The 14,700-nt window shown below is 59.5% G+C and carries 16 protein-coding genes; 11 read left to right on the top strand and 5 right to left on the bottom strand.

The genetic code is table 11. The features are described 5' to 3' along the window. The 3 genes from NBT82_RS12170 (at position 1) to NBT82_RS12160 (ending at position 2,822) form a co-directional block, all read left to right on the top strand. Positions 1-627 carry a helical membrane plugin domain-containing protein gene (locus NBT82_RS12170; protein ID WP_251328386.1) on the top strand — a complete coding sequence of 209 codons (627 nt, stop codon included), beginning with the start codon at positions 1-3 and terminating at the stop codon, positions 625-627. Positions 628-709: 82 nt separating this feature from the next. After that, positions 710-1,888 (top strand): NAD(P)/FAD-dependent oxidoreductase, encoded by a 1,179-nt coding sequence (locus NBT82_RS12165; RefSeq protein WP_251328385.1) that lies wholly within the window; start codon positions 710-712, stop codon positions 1,886-1,888. 10 nt (positions 1,889-1,898) lie between these two features. Further along, positions 1,899-2,822, top strand: coding sequence for a DUF1641 domain-containing protein (locus NBT82_RS12160; RefSeq protein WP_251328384.1), 924 nt, complete (start codon positions 1,899-1,901; stop codon positions 2,820-2,822). A 36-nt stretch (positions 2,823-2,858) separates the two neighbouring features. Here NBT82_RS12160 and NBT82_RS12155 read toward each other — a convergent pair whose 3' ends face one another. Beyond that, positions 2,859-3,104 carry a hypothetical protein gene (locus tag NBT82_RS12155; protein ID WP_251328383.1) on the bottom strand — a complete coding sequence of 82 codons (246 nt, stop codon included), beginning with the start codon at positions 3,102-3,104 and terminating at the stop codon, positions 2,859-2,861. A gap of 127 nt (positions 3,105-3,231) precedes the next feature. After that, positions 3,232-4,422, bottom strand: a complete 1,191-nt coding sequence (locus NBT82_RS12150) for an MBL fold metallo-hydrolase (protein WP_251328382.1) — start codon at positions 4,420-4,422, stop codon at positions 3,232-3,234. Positions 4,423-4,584: 162 nt separating this feature from the next. Here NBT82_RS12150 and NBT82_RS12145 point away from each other — a divergent pair, with 162 nt between their 5' ends. From NBT82_RS12145 to ctaD, 3 genes are all read left to right on the top strand, one after another. Next, positions 4,585-5,304, top strand: a complete 720-nt coding sequence (locus NBT82_RS12145) for a helix-turn-helix domain-containing protein (protein ID WP_251328381.1) — start codon at positions 4,585-4,587, stop codon at positions 5,302-5,304. A 2-nt stretch (positions 5,305-5,306) separates the two neighbouring features. After that, complete coding sequence (locus tag NBT82_RS12140) at positions 5,307-6,233, top strand: sulfurtransferase (protein ID WP_251328380.1); 927 nt, start codon at positions 5,307-5,309, stop codon at positions 6,231-6,233. Between the two features lie 101 nt (positions 6,234-6,334). Next, positions 6,335-8,011 (top strand): cytochrome c oxidase subunit I, encoded by a 1,677-nt coding sequence (ctaD, locus tag NBT82_RS12135; protein ID WP_251331283.1) that lies wholly within the window; start codon positions 6,335-6,337, stop codon positions 8,009-8,011. Between the two features lie 60 nt (positions 8,012-8,071). Here ctaD and NBT82_RS12130 read toward each other — a convergent pair whose 3' ends face one another. From NBT82_RS12130 to NBT82_RS12120, 3 genes are all read right to left on the bottom strand, one after another. Then, a complete protein-coding gene (locus NBT82_RS12130; RefSeq protein ID WP_251328379.1) occupies positions 8,072-8,473 on the bottom strand; it encodes a helix-turn-helix domain-containing protein in 402 nt (133 codons plus the stop codon). A gap of 241 nt (positions 8,474-8,714) precedes the next feature. Beyond that, a complete protein-coding gene (locus NBT82_RS12125) occupies positions 8,715-9,176 on the bottom strand; it encodes a ferritin-like domain-containing protein (protein WP_251328378.1) in 462 nt (153 codons plus the stop codon). 493 nt (positions 9,177-9,669) lie between these two features. After that, on the bottom strand, positions 9,670-10,095 hold the full coding sequence (locus tag NBT82_RS12120) for a Tfx family DNA-binding protein (RefSeq protein ID WP_251328377.1): 426 nt from the start codon (positions 10,093-10,095) through the stop codon (positions 9,670-9,672). Positions 10,096-10,158: 63 nt separating this feature from the next. On the opposite strand from NBT82_RS12120, the gene NBT82_RS12115 reads away from it, so the two are divergent. From NBT82_RS12115 to gcvH, 5 genes are all read left to right on the top strand, one after another. Further along, positions 10,159-11,172: an extracellular solute-binding protein gene (locus tag NBT82_RS12115; RefSeq protein WP_345780689.1), complete on the top strand. Its 1,014-nt coding sequence runs from the start codon at positions 10,159-10,161 to the stop codon at positions 11,170-11,172. Then, positions 11,173-11,988, top strand: a complete 816-nt coding sequence (locus NBT82_RS12110; protein WP_251328375.1) for an ABC transporter permease — start codon at positions 11,173-11,175, stop codon at positions 11,986-11,988. Continuing rightward, positions 11,985-13,040, top strand: a complete 1,056-nt coding sequence (locus NBT82_RS12105; protein WP_425601771.1) for an ABC transporter ATP-binding protein — start codon at positions 11,985-11,987, stop codon at positions 13,038-13,040. Before NBT82_RS12110 ends, NBT82_RS12105 begins: the two co-directional genes overlap by 4 nt. A 184-nt stretch (positions 13,041-13,224) precedes the next feature. Beyond that, positions 13,225-14,319, top strand: coding sequence for a glycine cleavage system aminomethyltransferase GcvT (gene gcvT, locus NBT82_RS12100; RefSeq protein WP_251328373.1), 1,095 nt, complete (start codon positions 13,225-13,227; stop codon positions 14,317-14,319). Continuing rightward, entirely contained in the window at positions 14,316-14,699 is a 384-nt protein-coding gene (gene gcvH, locus NBT82_RS12095) for a glycine cleavage system protein GcvH (protein ID WP_251328372.1), read from the top strand. Before gcvT ends, gcvH begins: the two co-directional genes overlap by 4 nt. Position 14,700: the final 1 nt, after the last annotated feature.

Genomic DNA, 14,700 nt, shown 5'->3' with positions numbered 1-14,700 from the left:
ATGAGCGCGACCGACGAAGTGGGGGACGTTCCCCCGGAGGTGATCGACGCCATCGCCGAGAACCCCGAGGCGGTCGCGGCGGTGCTCGAACGATCGGGACAGCTCTCGTCCATGCTCGACGCGCTGGCGCTCGTCGAGGACGCCCTCGACGACCGGATGGTCGAGGATTTGACAGGGGACGCGACGACGCTCGGTCTGGCGGCCGCCGAACTTGCCGACGACGGCACCGTCGAACTGGGACGCGCCGTCGGCGCGAACGGTGCCGACCTCGCGGACGCCCTCGACCGGGTCGCAACCCTCCAGCGGACCGGGACGCTCGACCGTCTCTTCGAGGTGGCCGACACGCTCGCGCTCCTGACGGACGCGGCAGATGATGAAATGATCGAGTCGACGGTTGCCCGCGGCACTGCGCTGAGCGAAGTCGCAACGACGGCGGCAGACGACGACGTGAAACGCGGGATCGAGCGTCTCCTCGACGGCGTCGGCGACGCCACCAACGAGGGAAGCGAGCCACTTGGACCGCTTGGCCTCGTCCGCGCGCTTCGCGACCCCGAGGTGCAAGCTGGCGTCGGCTTCCTCGTCGCTGTCGCGCGCGGAATCGGCACCGACGGGGCCGCCGACTCGTGAGCCGAGTACTCCGTGGCACGATGGTGAATCGCCTGCGACGACCGACGACCGACGACCGATCACGACCCCCTATTCGATCACTATGACAACGACAACCCGACCGAACGTGCTGATACTGGGCGGCGGGGCTGGTGGGACGATGACGGCGAACATGCTCCGACGGCGACTCGACGCGAACATCACCGTCGTCGATCGAGACGCGACCCACCGATACCAGCCGTCGTACTACCTCATCCCGTTCGGCTACATGGATCTGGCCGACAACAAGCGAGCGGAGCGGAGCTTGCTCCACGACGAGGTGCGGTTCGTGGAGGACACCGTGGAAGCCATCGATCCCGACGACCGAACGGTCACCGGGGAGGGTGGAACGTACGAGTACGACTACCTCGTCGTCAGCGTCGGCAACAGCCTCAGACCCGACCACGTCGATGGAATGGTCGAAGGCTGGGAACGAACCGACTCCGTGTTCCCTTTCTATCACGCCGCCGCAGCTGAGGCACTCGGGGACGCCGTTGACGACTTCGAGGGCGGAACCTTCCTCGTGACCGTCCCGGACACGCCGATCAAATGTGGCGGCGCGCCGCTGAAACTCGCCATGCTGATGGAGGAGTACCTCCGCGAGCGGGGCGTCCGCGAAGACGCCGAAGTGGTGATGACCAAGCCCGGCCCGCACGTGTTCGGGACCGGCCCGAAGGCACCGTATCAAGAACGGATCGAGGAGATCTGGGCCGAGCGCGACATCACGTTCGTCCCCAACTTCACTGTCGACTCGGTCGATTATGAGGCGGGTGTCGTCCACTCCGAAGAGGGCGACGAACTCGAATACGACCTCTACGCCCCCGTGCCGCCACAGCACGGCCACGAATTCCTCGTTGAGCGGTCGCCGCTCACGAACGGCGGGGAATACGTCGACGTCGACGATCACACGCTACAGCACCGGACGTTCGACGACGTGTTCGCCGTCGGCGACTGCGCGGACGTTCCAACGTCGCGAACCGCCTCGGCGGCCCGAAAACAGACCCACGTCGTCGCCGACAACATCGAGCGATCGATCGCTGGCCGCGACCTCATCGCGGACTACGACGGGTACACCGCCTGTCCGATCCTCGTCGAGAAAGGGAAAGCGATGATCGCCGAGTTCGACTACGAGTCACCCATCTCGGCACCCGTCGTCAGCCGACTGAACTGGATTCTCGACATCAACGTCATCCCGTCACTGTACTGGAACGTCTGGATGCGCGGCTACGACCCAGTGCCATGAGGTGGCTACAATGAGTGAACATTCCTCTCTGACGGATGAGGCGGCGGACGCAGACGCAGAACTCGATCGCATCCGTGCGCGAGTCGCCGCGAACGCGGACGATCTCGTCGCGCTGCTGGATTTGCTCGCTGCGGTGCGAGGTCTGAGCACCGACCTCGTCCCCGAGGCACGGACGGCGGTCACGGAGAACCGCGAGCCACTTGCCGACCTCCGGACCTCGCTCGAACGCGAGGAGACGCTCGTTTTGCTCCAGCGGGTCGGCGACAATGCCGAGACACTCGCCGACTTACTCGACCTGCTCGACGTGACACGTGATCTCGCAGCGGACCTCGTTCCCGAGTTGCGGACGGTCGCCGTGGAGAACCGGAGCGAGATCGAACAGTTGCGCCTCGCGTTCGAACGCGAGGAAACGCTGACGCTGCTTCGTCGCCTCGGTCAGAACACGGAGACGTTTCTTGACCTGCTGACCCTCCTCGACGTGACCGGGAGCGTCCTTTCGGACTTCGTCCCGGCCGATGACGACGAACTCGCGCGCCTCGAGGCCGATCTCGAGCGTCTCGAAGCGGCGTTCGAGCGCGAACCGACCCTCCAAGCCATCGAAACGCTCGGCGAGAACATGGAGACGGTCGTTGGCCTCGGCTACCTCCTCGAGGGATTTGGCGACGCGACCGGCCGATCCCCACGCGAGTACTACGAACTGGGCGAACAACTCGGCCGCGCCGTCGATGTCGCGGAACGGGCGAGTGATCCCGCAGTACTCGATGTCGTCGACGCGGGCGCAGGAGCGATCGCGGACGGAGACATCGACCGCCGGGTCGGTCTTCGGGGGCTGATCGGCGCGTTTAGAAACGACGACGTGCAGCGCTCGCTCGGAATGCTCGTGGAGGCTGCAGAACGAATCGGTGCGACCCGTGCTCCCGACGACGAAGAGTGACGACGATTCGCAGTCGTCGTGCCACTGTGACCGATTTTACACGGAACCACCCGGTCCAGGTCCGTGCTCGTCCGGATGCTCGAACGAGAGGCCGATCGCGACGAGCAACAGCGCGGCCGGGACGAACGGAAGCGCCGAGATGGCAGTCACGATATCGTTGTGGACCAGGCCGTATGTGACGGCTGCGGTAGCCAGCGAAGCAGCCACCACGGCGGCGAGTCCGAGACGACGATCCACGTGGATCGACCGAAGTCGGGCAAGTAGTTCGGTGCCATTCATCACGAGTATCCGTAGCCGCCGTATCGACATACAGGTTCAGTTGCCACAGGACAACTGGCATCGATGTGTGTTCGATTGGCCGACTGTCGTCGTGGAAAAATGCGTTGAGTCCGTTCAGTCGGCGACGCGATCAGTCGCCGGCGAGCGACTCCTGACTGGCCGCGCAGTTGTTCGGGCCGAGTTCGAGTTCGAACGCCTCGTCGTCGTCGGCCGTCTGCTGGCCGAGGTTCGTGGCGATGATGTCCTCGTAGTTGCCGGGGCGAGGCGGCATGTCCGAGAGGATGAGTTCGACGAACGCCTCCTCGTCCATCGACAGCGCGTCCATCCGCTCTTTCAGATCACCGAGCGGTGCGGTGTACGTCCCGTCGGCAGCGGGTTCGGCAGCGTCGCTGAAGTGTGCGCCGGCGACGAGCGTCTCGTCAGGGAGAGTGAGCACCCGTTCCTGGAGCGACTCGTAGAGCATCCGAGCCGCGTCGGGCGCTCCCTCGTCACCCTCCTCGAGGTCCGGTCGGGCGACGCTCTCGATGAAGAGCCCGTCGCCGGTCGCGAGCAGGCTGTCGCCGACGAGGTACGAGGTCATGCCGGTCGTGTGCCCGGGCGTGTAGACTACCTCGATGTCAACCTCGCCCACAGAGAGCACGTCGCCGTCTTCGACCGTCTCGATGATGTCGGCGTACGTCACGCCACGGTCGACGGCAGCCGCCGGGATGACGCCGCGAACGCCCTCGTCGTCCAGTTCACGGACGCCGCTGACGTGGTCCGCGTGGATGTGCGTGTCGATGGCGTACTTCAGTGTCGCATCCAGCTCGGTTGCGTCATCGAGGTAGCGATCGGTGAAGGCCCGGAGCGGGTCGATCACCGCCGCCTCGCCGTCCGAGACGACGAGGTACGCGAGACAACCGGACGATGGCCGCTGGTACTGATACACCGTGCCGGGGCCGTCGTACTCCTCGATTTCCAGTCGCTCGTACAGCCGCGCCCACCCGTTCATGCCGTCCTGCAGGTGGACCACGTCTCGTCCCGCCTCCTGCAACAGGCCGGCGACGTACTCGCTGGCCCCACCCTTCGCACAGAGGACGACCAGCGGATTGCCCTCGGGCACGCGGTCCAGCAGATCGTCGTCGAGTTCGTCCAAGAACTCGTAGTACGGGATATTCTCGATGTCGACCGAGTCGCCGTCGATTCTCCACTCCTCGAAGTCACCCTCGACACGCGTGTCCAGAATGGTCACGTCCTCACCCGCGTCGATTCGGCTCTTGAGGTCCGCAGCCGACAGCTCGTCGATCGGTTCGTCGGGCGTCGGGAAGTCGTCTGGGTCCATCTTCGCCCCAATATTACTCAGCTAATGTATTAAATATTGCGCAATTTCCACAATATAGATAGGATGAAACAGCATCAACCGAGCACAGCGAGACACGGGATTTTCCCGCCAGTAGAATCGGATCGTAAACGGTTAGTTTGTCCCTCCACAACAGGCGAAGTAATGCGCGAATTTCTCTTTTCTCTGGTCTACTCCTCGGGCATTGACGCATATATGGATGCCTTCATCGAAAACGAGTCACTCCTCTCCGAAGCGGTCATCTCGTGTCTCGACAGCGATAAGTTCTGGCGAATAGAGCGGGTGACAGGTGAGCCCGAGGCACTCGACCGGCTTGACTCGCTGTTGCTTGACGAGACGCTCGACCGCGAGTCGATCAGCACTCGCGCGTGTCGGAGTACCCGACAGCACAGCCTGCTCGAAGCAGACAATCGCTCCCGAGTCGTCTACACACTCCTCTCGGACGTATCGTACTGTGATGCAGTCCCGTTCATCGCGGTTCAATACCTCACGGGGGGCACCGTCTTCGAAGTTGTTCGTGAACAGAGGGAAGCACGATGGCGAATTCTCATGCAGAACGACGAAAAAATCGGGATGGTATACGATACTCTCGGCGCACGACTCGCTGACGGAATCGAGTTCGAGTTTGGACACCTCGAGGATGCGACGGGATGGCAAAACGAACTCCTCTCGTCACGGCAGGTCCGGAGCGAACAACAGCAGGTTCTGGAACTGGCCGTCGACAGGGGATACTTTGAGACCCCCCGCGAGGTGACACTTGACGAACTCGCTGACGAACTTGACATACCTCGGTCGACGGTTTCGTACCGACTGCGCCGAGCGACTGCCGAACTGGCGAAGGGATACGTCGAGGAGGAATACTAAGTATGCATCCAGACGACACATCAGATAACAGCACGGATCTTCCGAAGGACGACCCGGAACGAGAACCGGAGACGACACATTCGAAAGAAGCCCTCGTCTCACCCCAGTGGGTCGCCGATCGACTCGATCAATTCCAAAGTGACGATACGGCCTTCCGACTCGTTGAGGTCGATGTCAACCGGGAGTTCTATCGAGACGGGCACGCTCCAGGTGCGTGTGAACTCGACTGGGAGACCGATCTTCAGAGCGAGACGTGGCGTGATATCCCGAGTCCGGACGAATTCGGGCAACTTATGCGCGATCACGGCATCGCAAATGACACCACTGTCGTCGTCTACGGCGACAACTCGAACTGGTTCGCGACACACCTGTACTGGCAGTTCACCATGTATGGCCACGACGATGTGCGGGTGATGGATGGTGGTCGCGAATACTGGATGGAGCAGGGGTTTCCGACGACTCAGGAGGTTCCATCCTTCCCGACAGCGGAGTACACCGTTCGTGAAGTAGACGAGTCACATCGTGCGTTTCGAAGCGACGTGTACGAGGCACTTGACTCCGAGACGATGCTTATCGATGTCAGGATGCCGGAAGAGTACCGCGGAGAGCTAATAGCTCCACCTGGCATCGATGAGACGGCACAGCGCGCCGGCCACATCCCGGGCGCCATCAACGTTCTCTGGGCGGACAACGTCGATTCAAACGGTCGATTCAAGCCGCCACAACGATTGCGGGAACTGTATGCATCCCACAGTGTGACGCCCGATGATGACGTTATTGCGTACTGTCGGATCGGCGAACGATCATCGATTACGTGGTTTGCCCTTCACGAACTGCTCGGGTATGAGTCGGTGCGGAACTACGACGGATCGTGGACCGAATGGGGGAATTTGATTCGGGCCCCAATCGCCTCCGGGAAGGAAGAATGACTATCCTTGATCACGGTTTGTCGTGCGACAATTTATGATATACATGGGTTCGAGACGAGTTCTCTCCCATGGCAACCTCGCAGGTAGCACTAACACTCGTCATGGGTGTGTTCCTCTTGATCATCGCCGTGTGGCTTGCCCGAGTCGAGAACTGGCGAACGTACACATCCTCGGGCACCGGTAGCACTGGTACCGTTCAAGAGCACCACCGCGAAAAGCCATCAGGAATCATCCGCTGGCTGACTACCGTCGATCACAAGGACATCGGGATTCTCTACGGTGTGTACTCAATCATTATTTTCGGACTCGCGGGCTTCAGCGTGCTAATCATGCGAATCGAGTTACTGGCCCCCGAGCAAAACATCATTTCGCCCTCACTGTACAATGCACTAATGACGAGCCACGGAATCTCGATGCTCATCCTGTTCGGGACGCCGATCCTGGCGGCCTTCTCGAATTATTTCATTCCACTGCTCCTCGGGGCCGACGACATGGCATTCCCGAGAGTCAACGCCATCGCGTTCTGGTTGCTTCCACCATCTGCTTTGTTAGTGTACGCCGGCTTTCTGGTTCCGACGTTCCCGGCCGCACAAACCTCTTGGACCATGTACACCCCGTTGTCGATCCAACAGCCGAGTCCGGCTGTCGATCTCATGCTTCTCGGACTCCACCTCTCCGGAATTAGCGTGACGATGGGGGCGATCAATTTCATCGCGACGATCCTCACCGAACGTGCGGAAAAGGTGACGTGGGCAAACTTGGATATCTTTTCGTGGACCGTCCTCACTCAGTCTGGGCTCATCCTCTTTGCATTCCCGTTGCTCGGAAGTGCGCTCGTTATGTTACTCCTCGACCGAAACCTCGGGACGACATACTTCGTCGTCGAGGGGGGTGGACCGCTCCTCTGGCAACATCTCTTCTGGTTCTGGGGGCACCCGGAAGTCTATATTCTCATCCTGCCGGCGATGGGATTCGTGAGCCTGATCCTTCCGCGATTCGCGGGGCGACGGCTCTTCGGTTTCAAATTCGTCGTGTACTCGACCCTCGCGATCGGTGTCCTCTCCTTTGGCGTCTGGGCGCATCACATGTTCTCGACGGGAATGGATCCACGATTGCGCGCCTCGTTCATGGCCGTCTCACTCGCGATTGCAGTCCCCACGGCGGTAAAGACGTTCAATTGGATGACGACACTCTGGAACGGACAACTGCGACTCGCGGCCCCGATGCTGTTCTGCATCGGCTTCATCGCTAATCTCATTATTGGCGGGGTAACGGGCGTGTTCCTCGCGTCGATCCCGGTTGACCTCCTCCTCCACGACACCTACTACGTCGTCGGTCACTTCCACTACTTCCTCATGGGGGGGACCGTGTTCGCGGTCTACAGTGCGATTTACTACTGGTTCCCACTCGTCTCGGGACGCATGTACCAGCGGACACTCGCGAGGTGGCACTTCTGGTTGAGCATGGTTGGAGTCAACGTGACGTTTTTCGCGATGATCATACTCGGATACGGCGGGATGCCACGCCGGTACGCGACGTACCTTCCGCAGTTCACGTCACTTCATCAGATCGCCACGCTTGGGGCTGTTATCATCACGCTCGGACAACTGGTGTGGTTGTATAATATGGTCACCTCGTGGATGGAAGGGCCAAAAGCCGATCCGGACCCGTGGGATCTCGACGGAACGAGGCTCAAAACGGCGGAGTGGGAGTGGTTCGAGCGAAAACGTGAGCTAGCAATAGCCGACGGTGGTGAGACAGCCGACGAGGGCGAGTAAGCGACAAATCACGTGTTTCAGTCCGGAGAGTCGGTATAGCCGGAATTTTTCAATCACTCGTTATCCTTCGACGGGCGAAGTGACATCACCACGTTCGTACTTGTCCTCGAATCGCTGGATGAGCTGTCCCATTTTAGCATACCAATCGTTCAGCAGTCGCTGCATGTCGTCGGCGACCACCGAGGGATCGGTCGGCAAATAGACGTGATAGTATCCTCCGTTGTCGTAGTTGACCTGTTCTTTCTGAACGAATCCTGCGTTGCGAAGCCGCTGAATCGAACGATACGCCGTCGAACGCTCCCGATCGACGGCCTCTGCAACTTCGTCGACGGTGAGCGGTTCCTCGGCATTAACGAGGATCTGAAAGCACTGCTTGTCGAGATCCTTGAGTCCATGGAAGCATTCGAGAAGACTCTCACACTCCATGTCCTGTCGGAGTTGTTCGGACATCGAATCTGGCATTCTTACTTCCTAATAGGGGCCGCACTGTTAAAACAATTGTGCGGAGTATTCACAATTCTAACGGATTGGTCGGAGGCATCGAGACTGTAGACGGCTACGGACGTAGTCTACCGGAGAACGCAAAGAGCGGCCGGAGCTATTGGTAACTGTGGCGTTTCACACTGGCCGACGCGATCCCTACGAGATATCCGGACCGACCGGTGACCATACCGAGACGGGTCGGGCCAATACTGACTGGAAGTCAGTCCTCGCTGTATTCCTTTTCGAATCCCCGGAATTCGGTCCGGTGGGCCTCCTCATCGGCAAGAATTTTCACAGCAAGGTCCTCGGTTACGGGGTCATCGACGTCCCGTGCTAAGTCAACCAGTCGGCGATACGTCTCGATTGCATCTGTCTCGGCGTCAAGAACGCCCCGAATGACTGCAAGGACATCCGTCGAATCTTCGGGGGGTTGAAGACTTTCCTGTTTTGCAGTAAACGACGCGGAACCGGGCGGTCGAGCGTCTAGCTGCTTGAGCCGCTGACCCAATAATTCCGCGTGGCCGAGTTCTTCTTGAATATCCTCTTCGAGACTCTCTTTGATTTCTTGAGCGCGAACACCCTCAAGAACGATCGAGTTAGTTCGATAGTTTATCACCGTCTCCAGTTCCTCCATGTATGCACTCTGAAGTACCTCAATAACTTCCTGATTGTTTGCTGTCATCGTATATGAATCAACGGGAAGATACTTCAATATACAGTTGGTGTGCGACAATCAAAGCCAAGGAGCGCTCAGACCTTTGTCTCCTTTCGAGCTCAGGCCAATTGCTATTGAGTGTGAACATTATTAATAATTAAATAAAGTGCTCCATTACCACTGCTGACGATAGTCACAGCCCGTTTCCACCGTGATCCGCTTTGGAACCCGACGCGTCAACAGGTGGGACATCCAACAGCGGAAGTCGGCGGAAGGTCCTCCCACTCGAGAACTCGCCGATGAACTAGGCCAACGGAAGCAAGCAAATGAACTGATCCATCGGGTCGTGTTCGTCTGTATCAAGCCAAGTCGCCGACACGACGCGTATGTCCGATTCCAGCCAAGCGAGTGAAGTTCGGATCGTACAGTAGCGCCGGGCCGTACACGGGCCACTCACCGTGCGAGTACCGAGTGATACCTCGAAAGAAAATCCGCCTAGAAGCACGACCCAAAACCAGATTCAGAAGTCTTCGATGAAGACTCTCACCTCACCTTCGTTGGTAATGCCGACATCAATAGTTGTCTTCAGTTCGTTCTGGCTCGTCCGCTCTTCGAGAACCCCATAAAGATGTGTATAGAGTTCCGGGCGACAATATGCGATTGTGATGCCAGCTTCGTCTGCGTGTGAATAGACGCTGGCAACCAACTTATCGAAACTTGTCCCCGGAGAGACGGAAAACTGGATCGGCGACCGAATCGTCCGGACGAGTTCTAATGTTCGACGAGCCTTTTCGATGTTCTGTTCTGCCGCTCGTTCGATAGCACTGATATTCGAGTCAGTTGTCCCCAGTTGGTCCGCAACTTCCTGCTGTGTCTGCCCTTGCTCTCGGAGTTCGAGCACTTCCACCTGCCGCTCAGTCAATATCGTCGATTCTGCAGAGGCCATATAGAGTCAAATAAATGTGTTTGAGATAAGCTTTTCTCTCAAATGTTTCTCTATCTCGTATGGATGACTGATGGATCTCTTACTGCGCGACGACGGTTTCTTCTGACTGCTGGCACGGCGGCCGTCGCTGGTATTGCGGGCTGTACAAGTGGAAGCAGTCGAGATAGTAGCCGATCGACGACGGTTGCCATCCTCGCAGCTGGCAGCCTCCAGAACGCACTAGCTAACGGACTCAAGCCTGCTGTGGATGTCCCGGTTGAAATTGAGGCACACGGCTCTGCAACCGTCGCTCGGATGATCGATGAAGGGCAACGCGATCCCGATATCGTCTCAGTCGCCGACGTGGCGCTCTTTGAAGAGCCACTCTCACCGTCGTGGCATTCCGTGTTTACCAGCAACTCAGTCGTCATCGCGTATAATCCAGATACAGATGGTGGGGCGCGCCTGGCCAACGCCGGAACCGAGAGTTGGTACGAACCAATGGTCAACGGGAACGTGAACATCGGGCGAACCGACCCCGATCAAGACCCGCTTGGATATCGTACACTCTTCATGCTCAAACTCGCCTCACGCTACTACGAGGATACATCGAGTCTCAGAGAACAGATCCTCCAACAAGATCAGATCTATCCCGAAACATCGTTGATCAGTCAATTCGAGACTGGTTCCATCGACGCCGCAATCGCCTACCGCAACATGGCTGTCGAACGCGATTACGAGTACATCGAGTTGCCGGACCAGATCGATCTGAGTAATCCACAGTATGCCGAGGATTGGTACTCAACAACCTCGTACACACTGCCGAGCGGCCAGGAAATCCAGGGCGGGCTCATCAGTTACGGCTCGACCATTCGGCACATGAGCGACGCTGCCGTTTCCGTGTTCGACATCCATACGACCGGGAGTTATCTCGAAGAGCACGGATTCCTCCTGCGCGATCAATTCCCTTCCTATACGGGTGACGTACCCCAGCGTGTCAGACAGGCAACCGACCAATCCAGCGAAAATCAATCCCGGCTCGGCGGATCCAACCAAGCATTATCGTCGACGGTCTCGGACATCACTGTCCTGGTTTGAATGGCGACAGGTTCACACTCGAATCGATCGGGAACGGGGACGTTCGGGTTCGACTGGCTCAGCGTTGCGCTCGTCCTCGGGGGCGTGCTACTCCTGTATTACGTGGTGCCCCTAGTGTCGCTGTTTCTCTCGGTACCGGCCGGAGAGATTCTTGCTCGGATGAACAATCCGACCGTCGTGGATTCGGCGAGGACGTCGCTCCTGTCGGCGTCGATTAGCACAGTCATCGCCACCCTGTTCGGCTTGCCACTCGCGTACTGGCTCGCACGCACCGACGGGGCTGTAACGAAGGTAGTTCTCGCAGTCGTGGTCCTCCCGTTGGTGCTCCCCCCGACGGTCGGCGGAATCGTGTTGCTCACTGTCTTCGGCCCCAGCTCGCCGCTCGGTGAAGCCGCGGTTGCTGCCGGGTTTCCACTCACACGGTCGCTCGCTGGAGTTGTACTGGCCCAGACATTCGTGGCGTCGCCGTTCGTGGTCGTCACCGCGAAAGCGGCGTTCGAGAGCGTCGATCAGACGCTCGAATACGCCTCTCGCTCGCTCGGGAAGAGTCGATGGACGACCGCCCGTAATGTAACGCTGCCACTTGCTGGTCCAGGGATTCTTGCTGGCATAACGCTTGCCTTCGCACGAGCGATCGGTGAGTTCGGCGCGACGATGATGCTGGCGTACTATCCACGGACGATGCCGGTTCAGATCTGGGTGGCGTTTATCGAACTCGGCCTGGATAACGCCTATCCGGTGGCGATACTGTTAGTATTGATCGCTGCCGCGGCCCTGTTGATTCTCAATACCGTTGCCTCGAATCCATGGGAATGACACTCGAACTCTCTCGACTTCACAAAGTCTACGGCCAGTTCGACTTCGGCCCGGTGAACCTGACGGTCGAGGAAGAAGTACTCGCCGTCTTGGGACCGTCTGGCAGTGGAAAGACGACGTTCCTCTCGCTAATCGCCGGGATCACCGGTCCCGATTCGGGATCGATTCAACTGGATGGGCGAGAACTGGTGGGCTTACCGCCCGAAGATCGACACGTGGGGATGGTCTTCCAGGAGGGGGCGCTCTTCCCACACATGACCGCCCGGAAAAACATCGAGTACGCGGCCACAGCCAGCCATTGCGTCGACGAACTCGCGACGCTTCTCGAATTAGAGGACGTGCTCAATAGAAAGCCTCCGACCCTCTCCGGTGGAGAACGACAACGAGTGGCACTCGCACGAACGTTGGCGACTGACCCGGACGTGCTACTCCTCGACGAGCCGTTGTCGAGTCTCGACGCGCCGATTCGGAAACGGCTTCGAGATGAACTGCACAGTCTGTTCGAATCGCTCGAAATTCCGATTCTCTACGTCACGCATGACCAGCGGACGGCAACGGCACTCGGTGATCGAATCGCTATCGTTCGGGATGGTGACCTCGAACAAGTAGGCTCGCCGTCGACGGTGCTCACTCGACCGACGAACCGATTTGTCGCCCGTTTTACCGGGAACGAGAACCTCTTTGATGGGACGGTGATCAACCAAACAACAGACGGAGCAACGGTTCGGCTCGGTGATATCCAGTGCCGAACGACCGCGTCAGATATCCATACGTCGACGGTGACGGTCTGTATTCATCCATCGCGGGTAGAAATCGAAGCCCCCTACATTGCCAACGGTGACCGAACGGAAAATACGGTCACGGGAACAGTTACTCGCTGGTTGAATGAGGGGAGCGAATACCGGATCGAGATCGAAATCGAAGCGGGGTCGATCACTCTCACGGCGAATGTTCGTCCGCCGACGTTCGAACGACTAGCGCTTGAGAATGGCTCAGAGGTACAAGTAGTGATTCCACAAGATTCGATACATCTGATCCCGGGGCGTGAATAGTTTCGAGCCAAATACTCACTGATTCACGCCTAGCAGGCATCCGTAGAGAGAACCATATGCATTGAGACGACCGGTCTCAACTACTGAAACCATATCGTTTGATATCGCGACATACGATTTACTTCATAACTACCCGTTCGACAGGGGACAAAAGCATTAGGTCCCGAGGCGACGTGGCGTCGATATGGGCCTACGGAAGCCACCCCTGCGGGAGACACACGCCGCGGCGGGTGCGTCGTTCACCGAATTCGGCGGCTGGGAGATGCCGGTGGAGTTCGACTCCATCCGGACCGAACACGCGGCAGTCCGGGAGTCGGCGGGACTCTTCGACGTCTCGCACATGGGCGAGATCGAGGTGGCCGGCCCCGACGCGCCGGTGCTGATGAATCGACTGACCACCAACGACGTGGGCGAACTCGATCCGGGCGACACCCAGTACGCGTGTATCACCGACGAGGAGGGCATCATCGTCGACGACACGGTGGTGTTCCGGTTCCCGGACGACGGGGCTGATCCCCGATATCTGTTCGTCCCGAACGCGGGCCACGACGCCGAGATGTACGACCGCTGGGTCGAACATCGCGACGAGTGGAACCTCGACGCGTCGGTCCGAAACACCACCGAGGAGTGGGCGATGCTAGCCCTCCAAGGGCCGGACGCCCCGGATCTCGCCGCCGCGGCGACGGACGGCAGCACGCGGGACGTCGACCGGTTCGGCGCCGCCTTCCTCGACGTCGCCGGCGTTCGGTCGTTCGTCTCACGAACCGGATACACCGGTGAAGACGGCTTCGAGTTCCTCTGTCCGTGGGACGAGGCCGAGACGGTGTGGGAGGCGTTCGACTGCCAGCCCTGCGGTCTCGGTGCCCGCGACACGCTCCGCCTGGAGATGGGCTTTCTCCTCTCGGGGCAGGACTTCGACCCCGAGGAGGAACCCCGAACGCCGTACGAGGCCGGCGTCGGCTGGACGGTCGACCTCGACACGGAGTTCGTGGGTCGGGACGCCCTCGAACGTGTCGACCGTGAGGGCGCCGACGAGCGGTTCCGCGGGGTGAAGTTGCTCGAACGGGGCGTCCCGCGGCACGGCTACGAGGTCGTCGACGCCGACGGCGACCACCTCGGACACCTCACCAGCGGCACGATGAGTCCGACCCTCGGCGAACCCATCGGTCTCGGCTACCTCTCGACCGACGAGGCACCCCCGGGGACCCGGGTTCGGGTCCTCGTCCGGGGCGAACCGAAGCAGGCAAACGTAGTGAGTCCCCCATTCCTCGACAGATGAGCTTCAACGTACCCGCGGATCGACGGTATCTGGAATCGCACGAGTGGACGACGACCGACGGCGACAGCGTTCGGATCGGTATCACCGACTTCGCACAGGACGAACTCGGCGACGTGGTGTTCGTCGAACTCCCCGCGGTCGGCGACGAGGTGACCGCCGACGAGGAGTTCGGCGTCGTCGAGAGCATCAAGGCCGTCTCGGATCTGCTCTCGCCCGTCTCGGGCACCGTCACCGACGTCAACGAGGAACTGTTCGACGCGCCGGAACGCCTCAATCAGGACCCGTACGGCGACGGCTGGATGCTCGAGGTCGAACCGAGTTCGGACGAGGAGTTCGACGACCTGCTGACCGCCGAGGAGTACCGCGAACAGATCGAATAGC

It is taken from the genome of Haloplanus sp. HW8-1 (assembly GCF_023703795.1).
Classification (GTDB): Archaea; Halobacteriota; Halobacteria; order Halobacteriales; family Haloferacaceae; genus Haloplanus; species Haloplanus pelagicus.
This window is presented reverse-complemented; position numbering and strand designations above follow the sequence as displayed.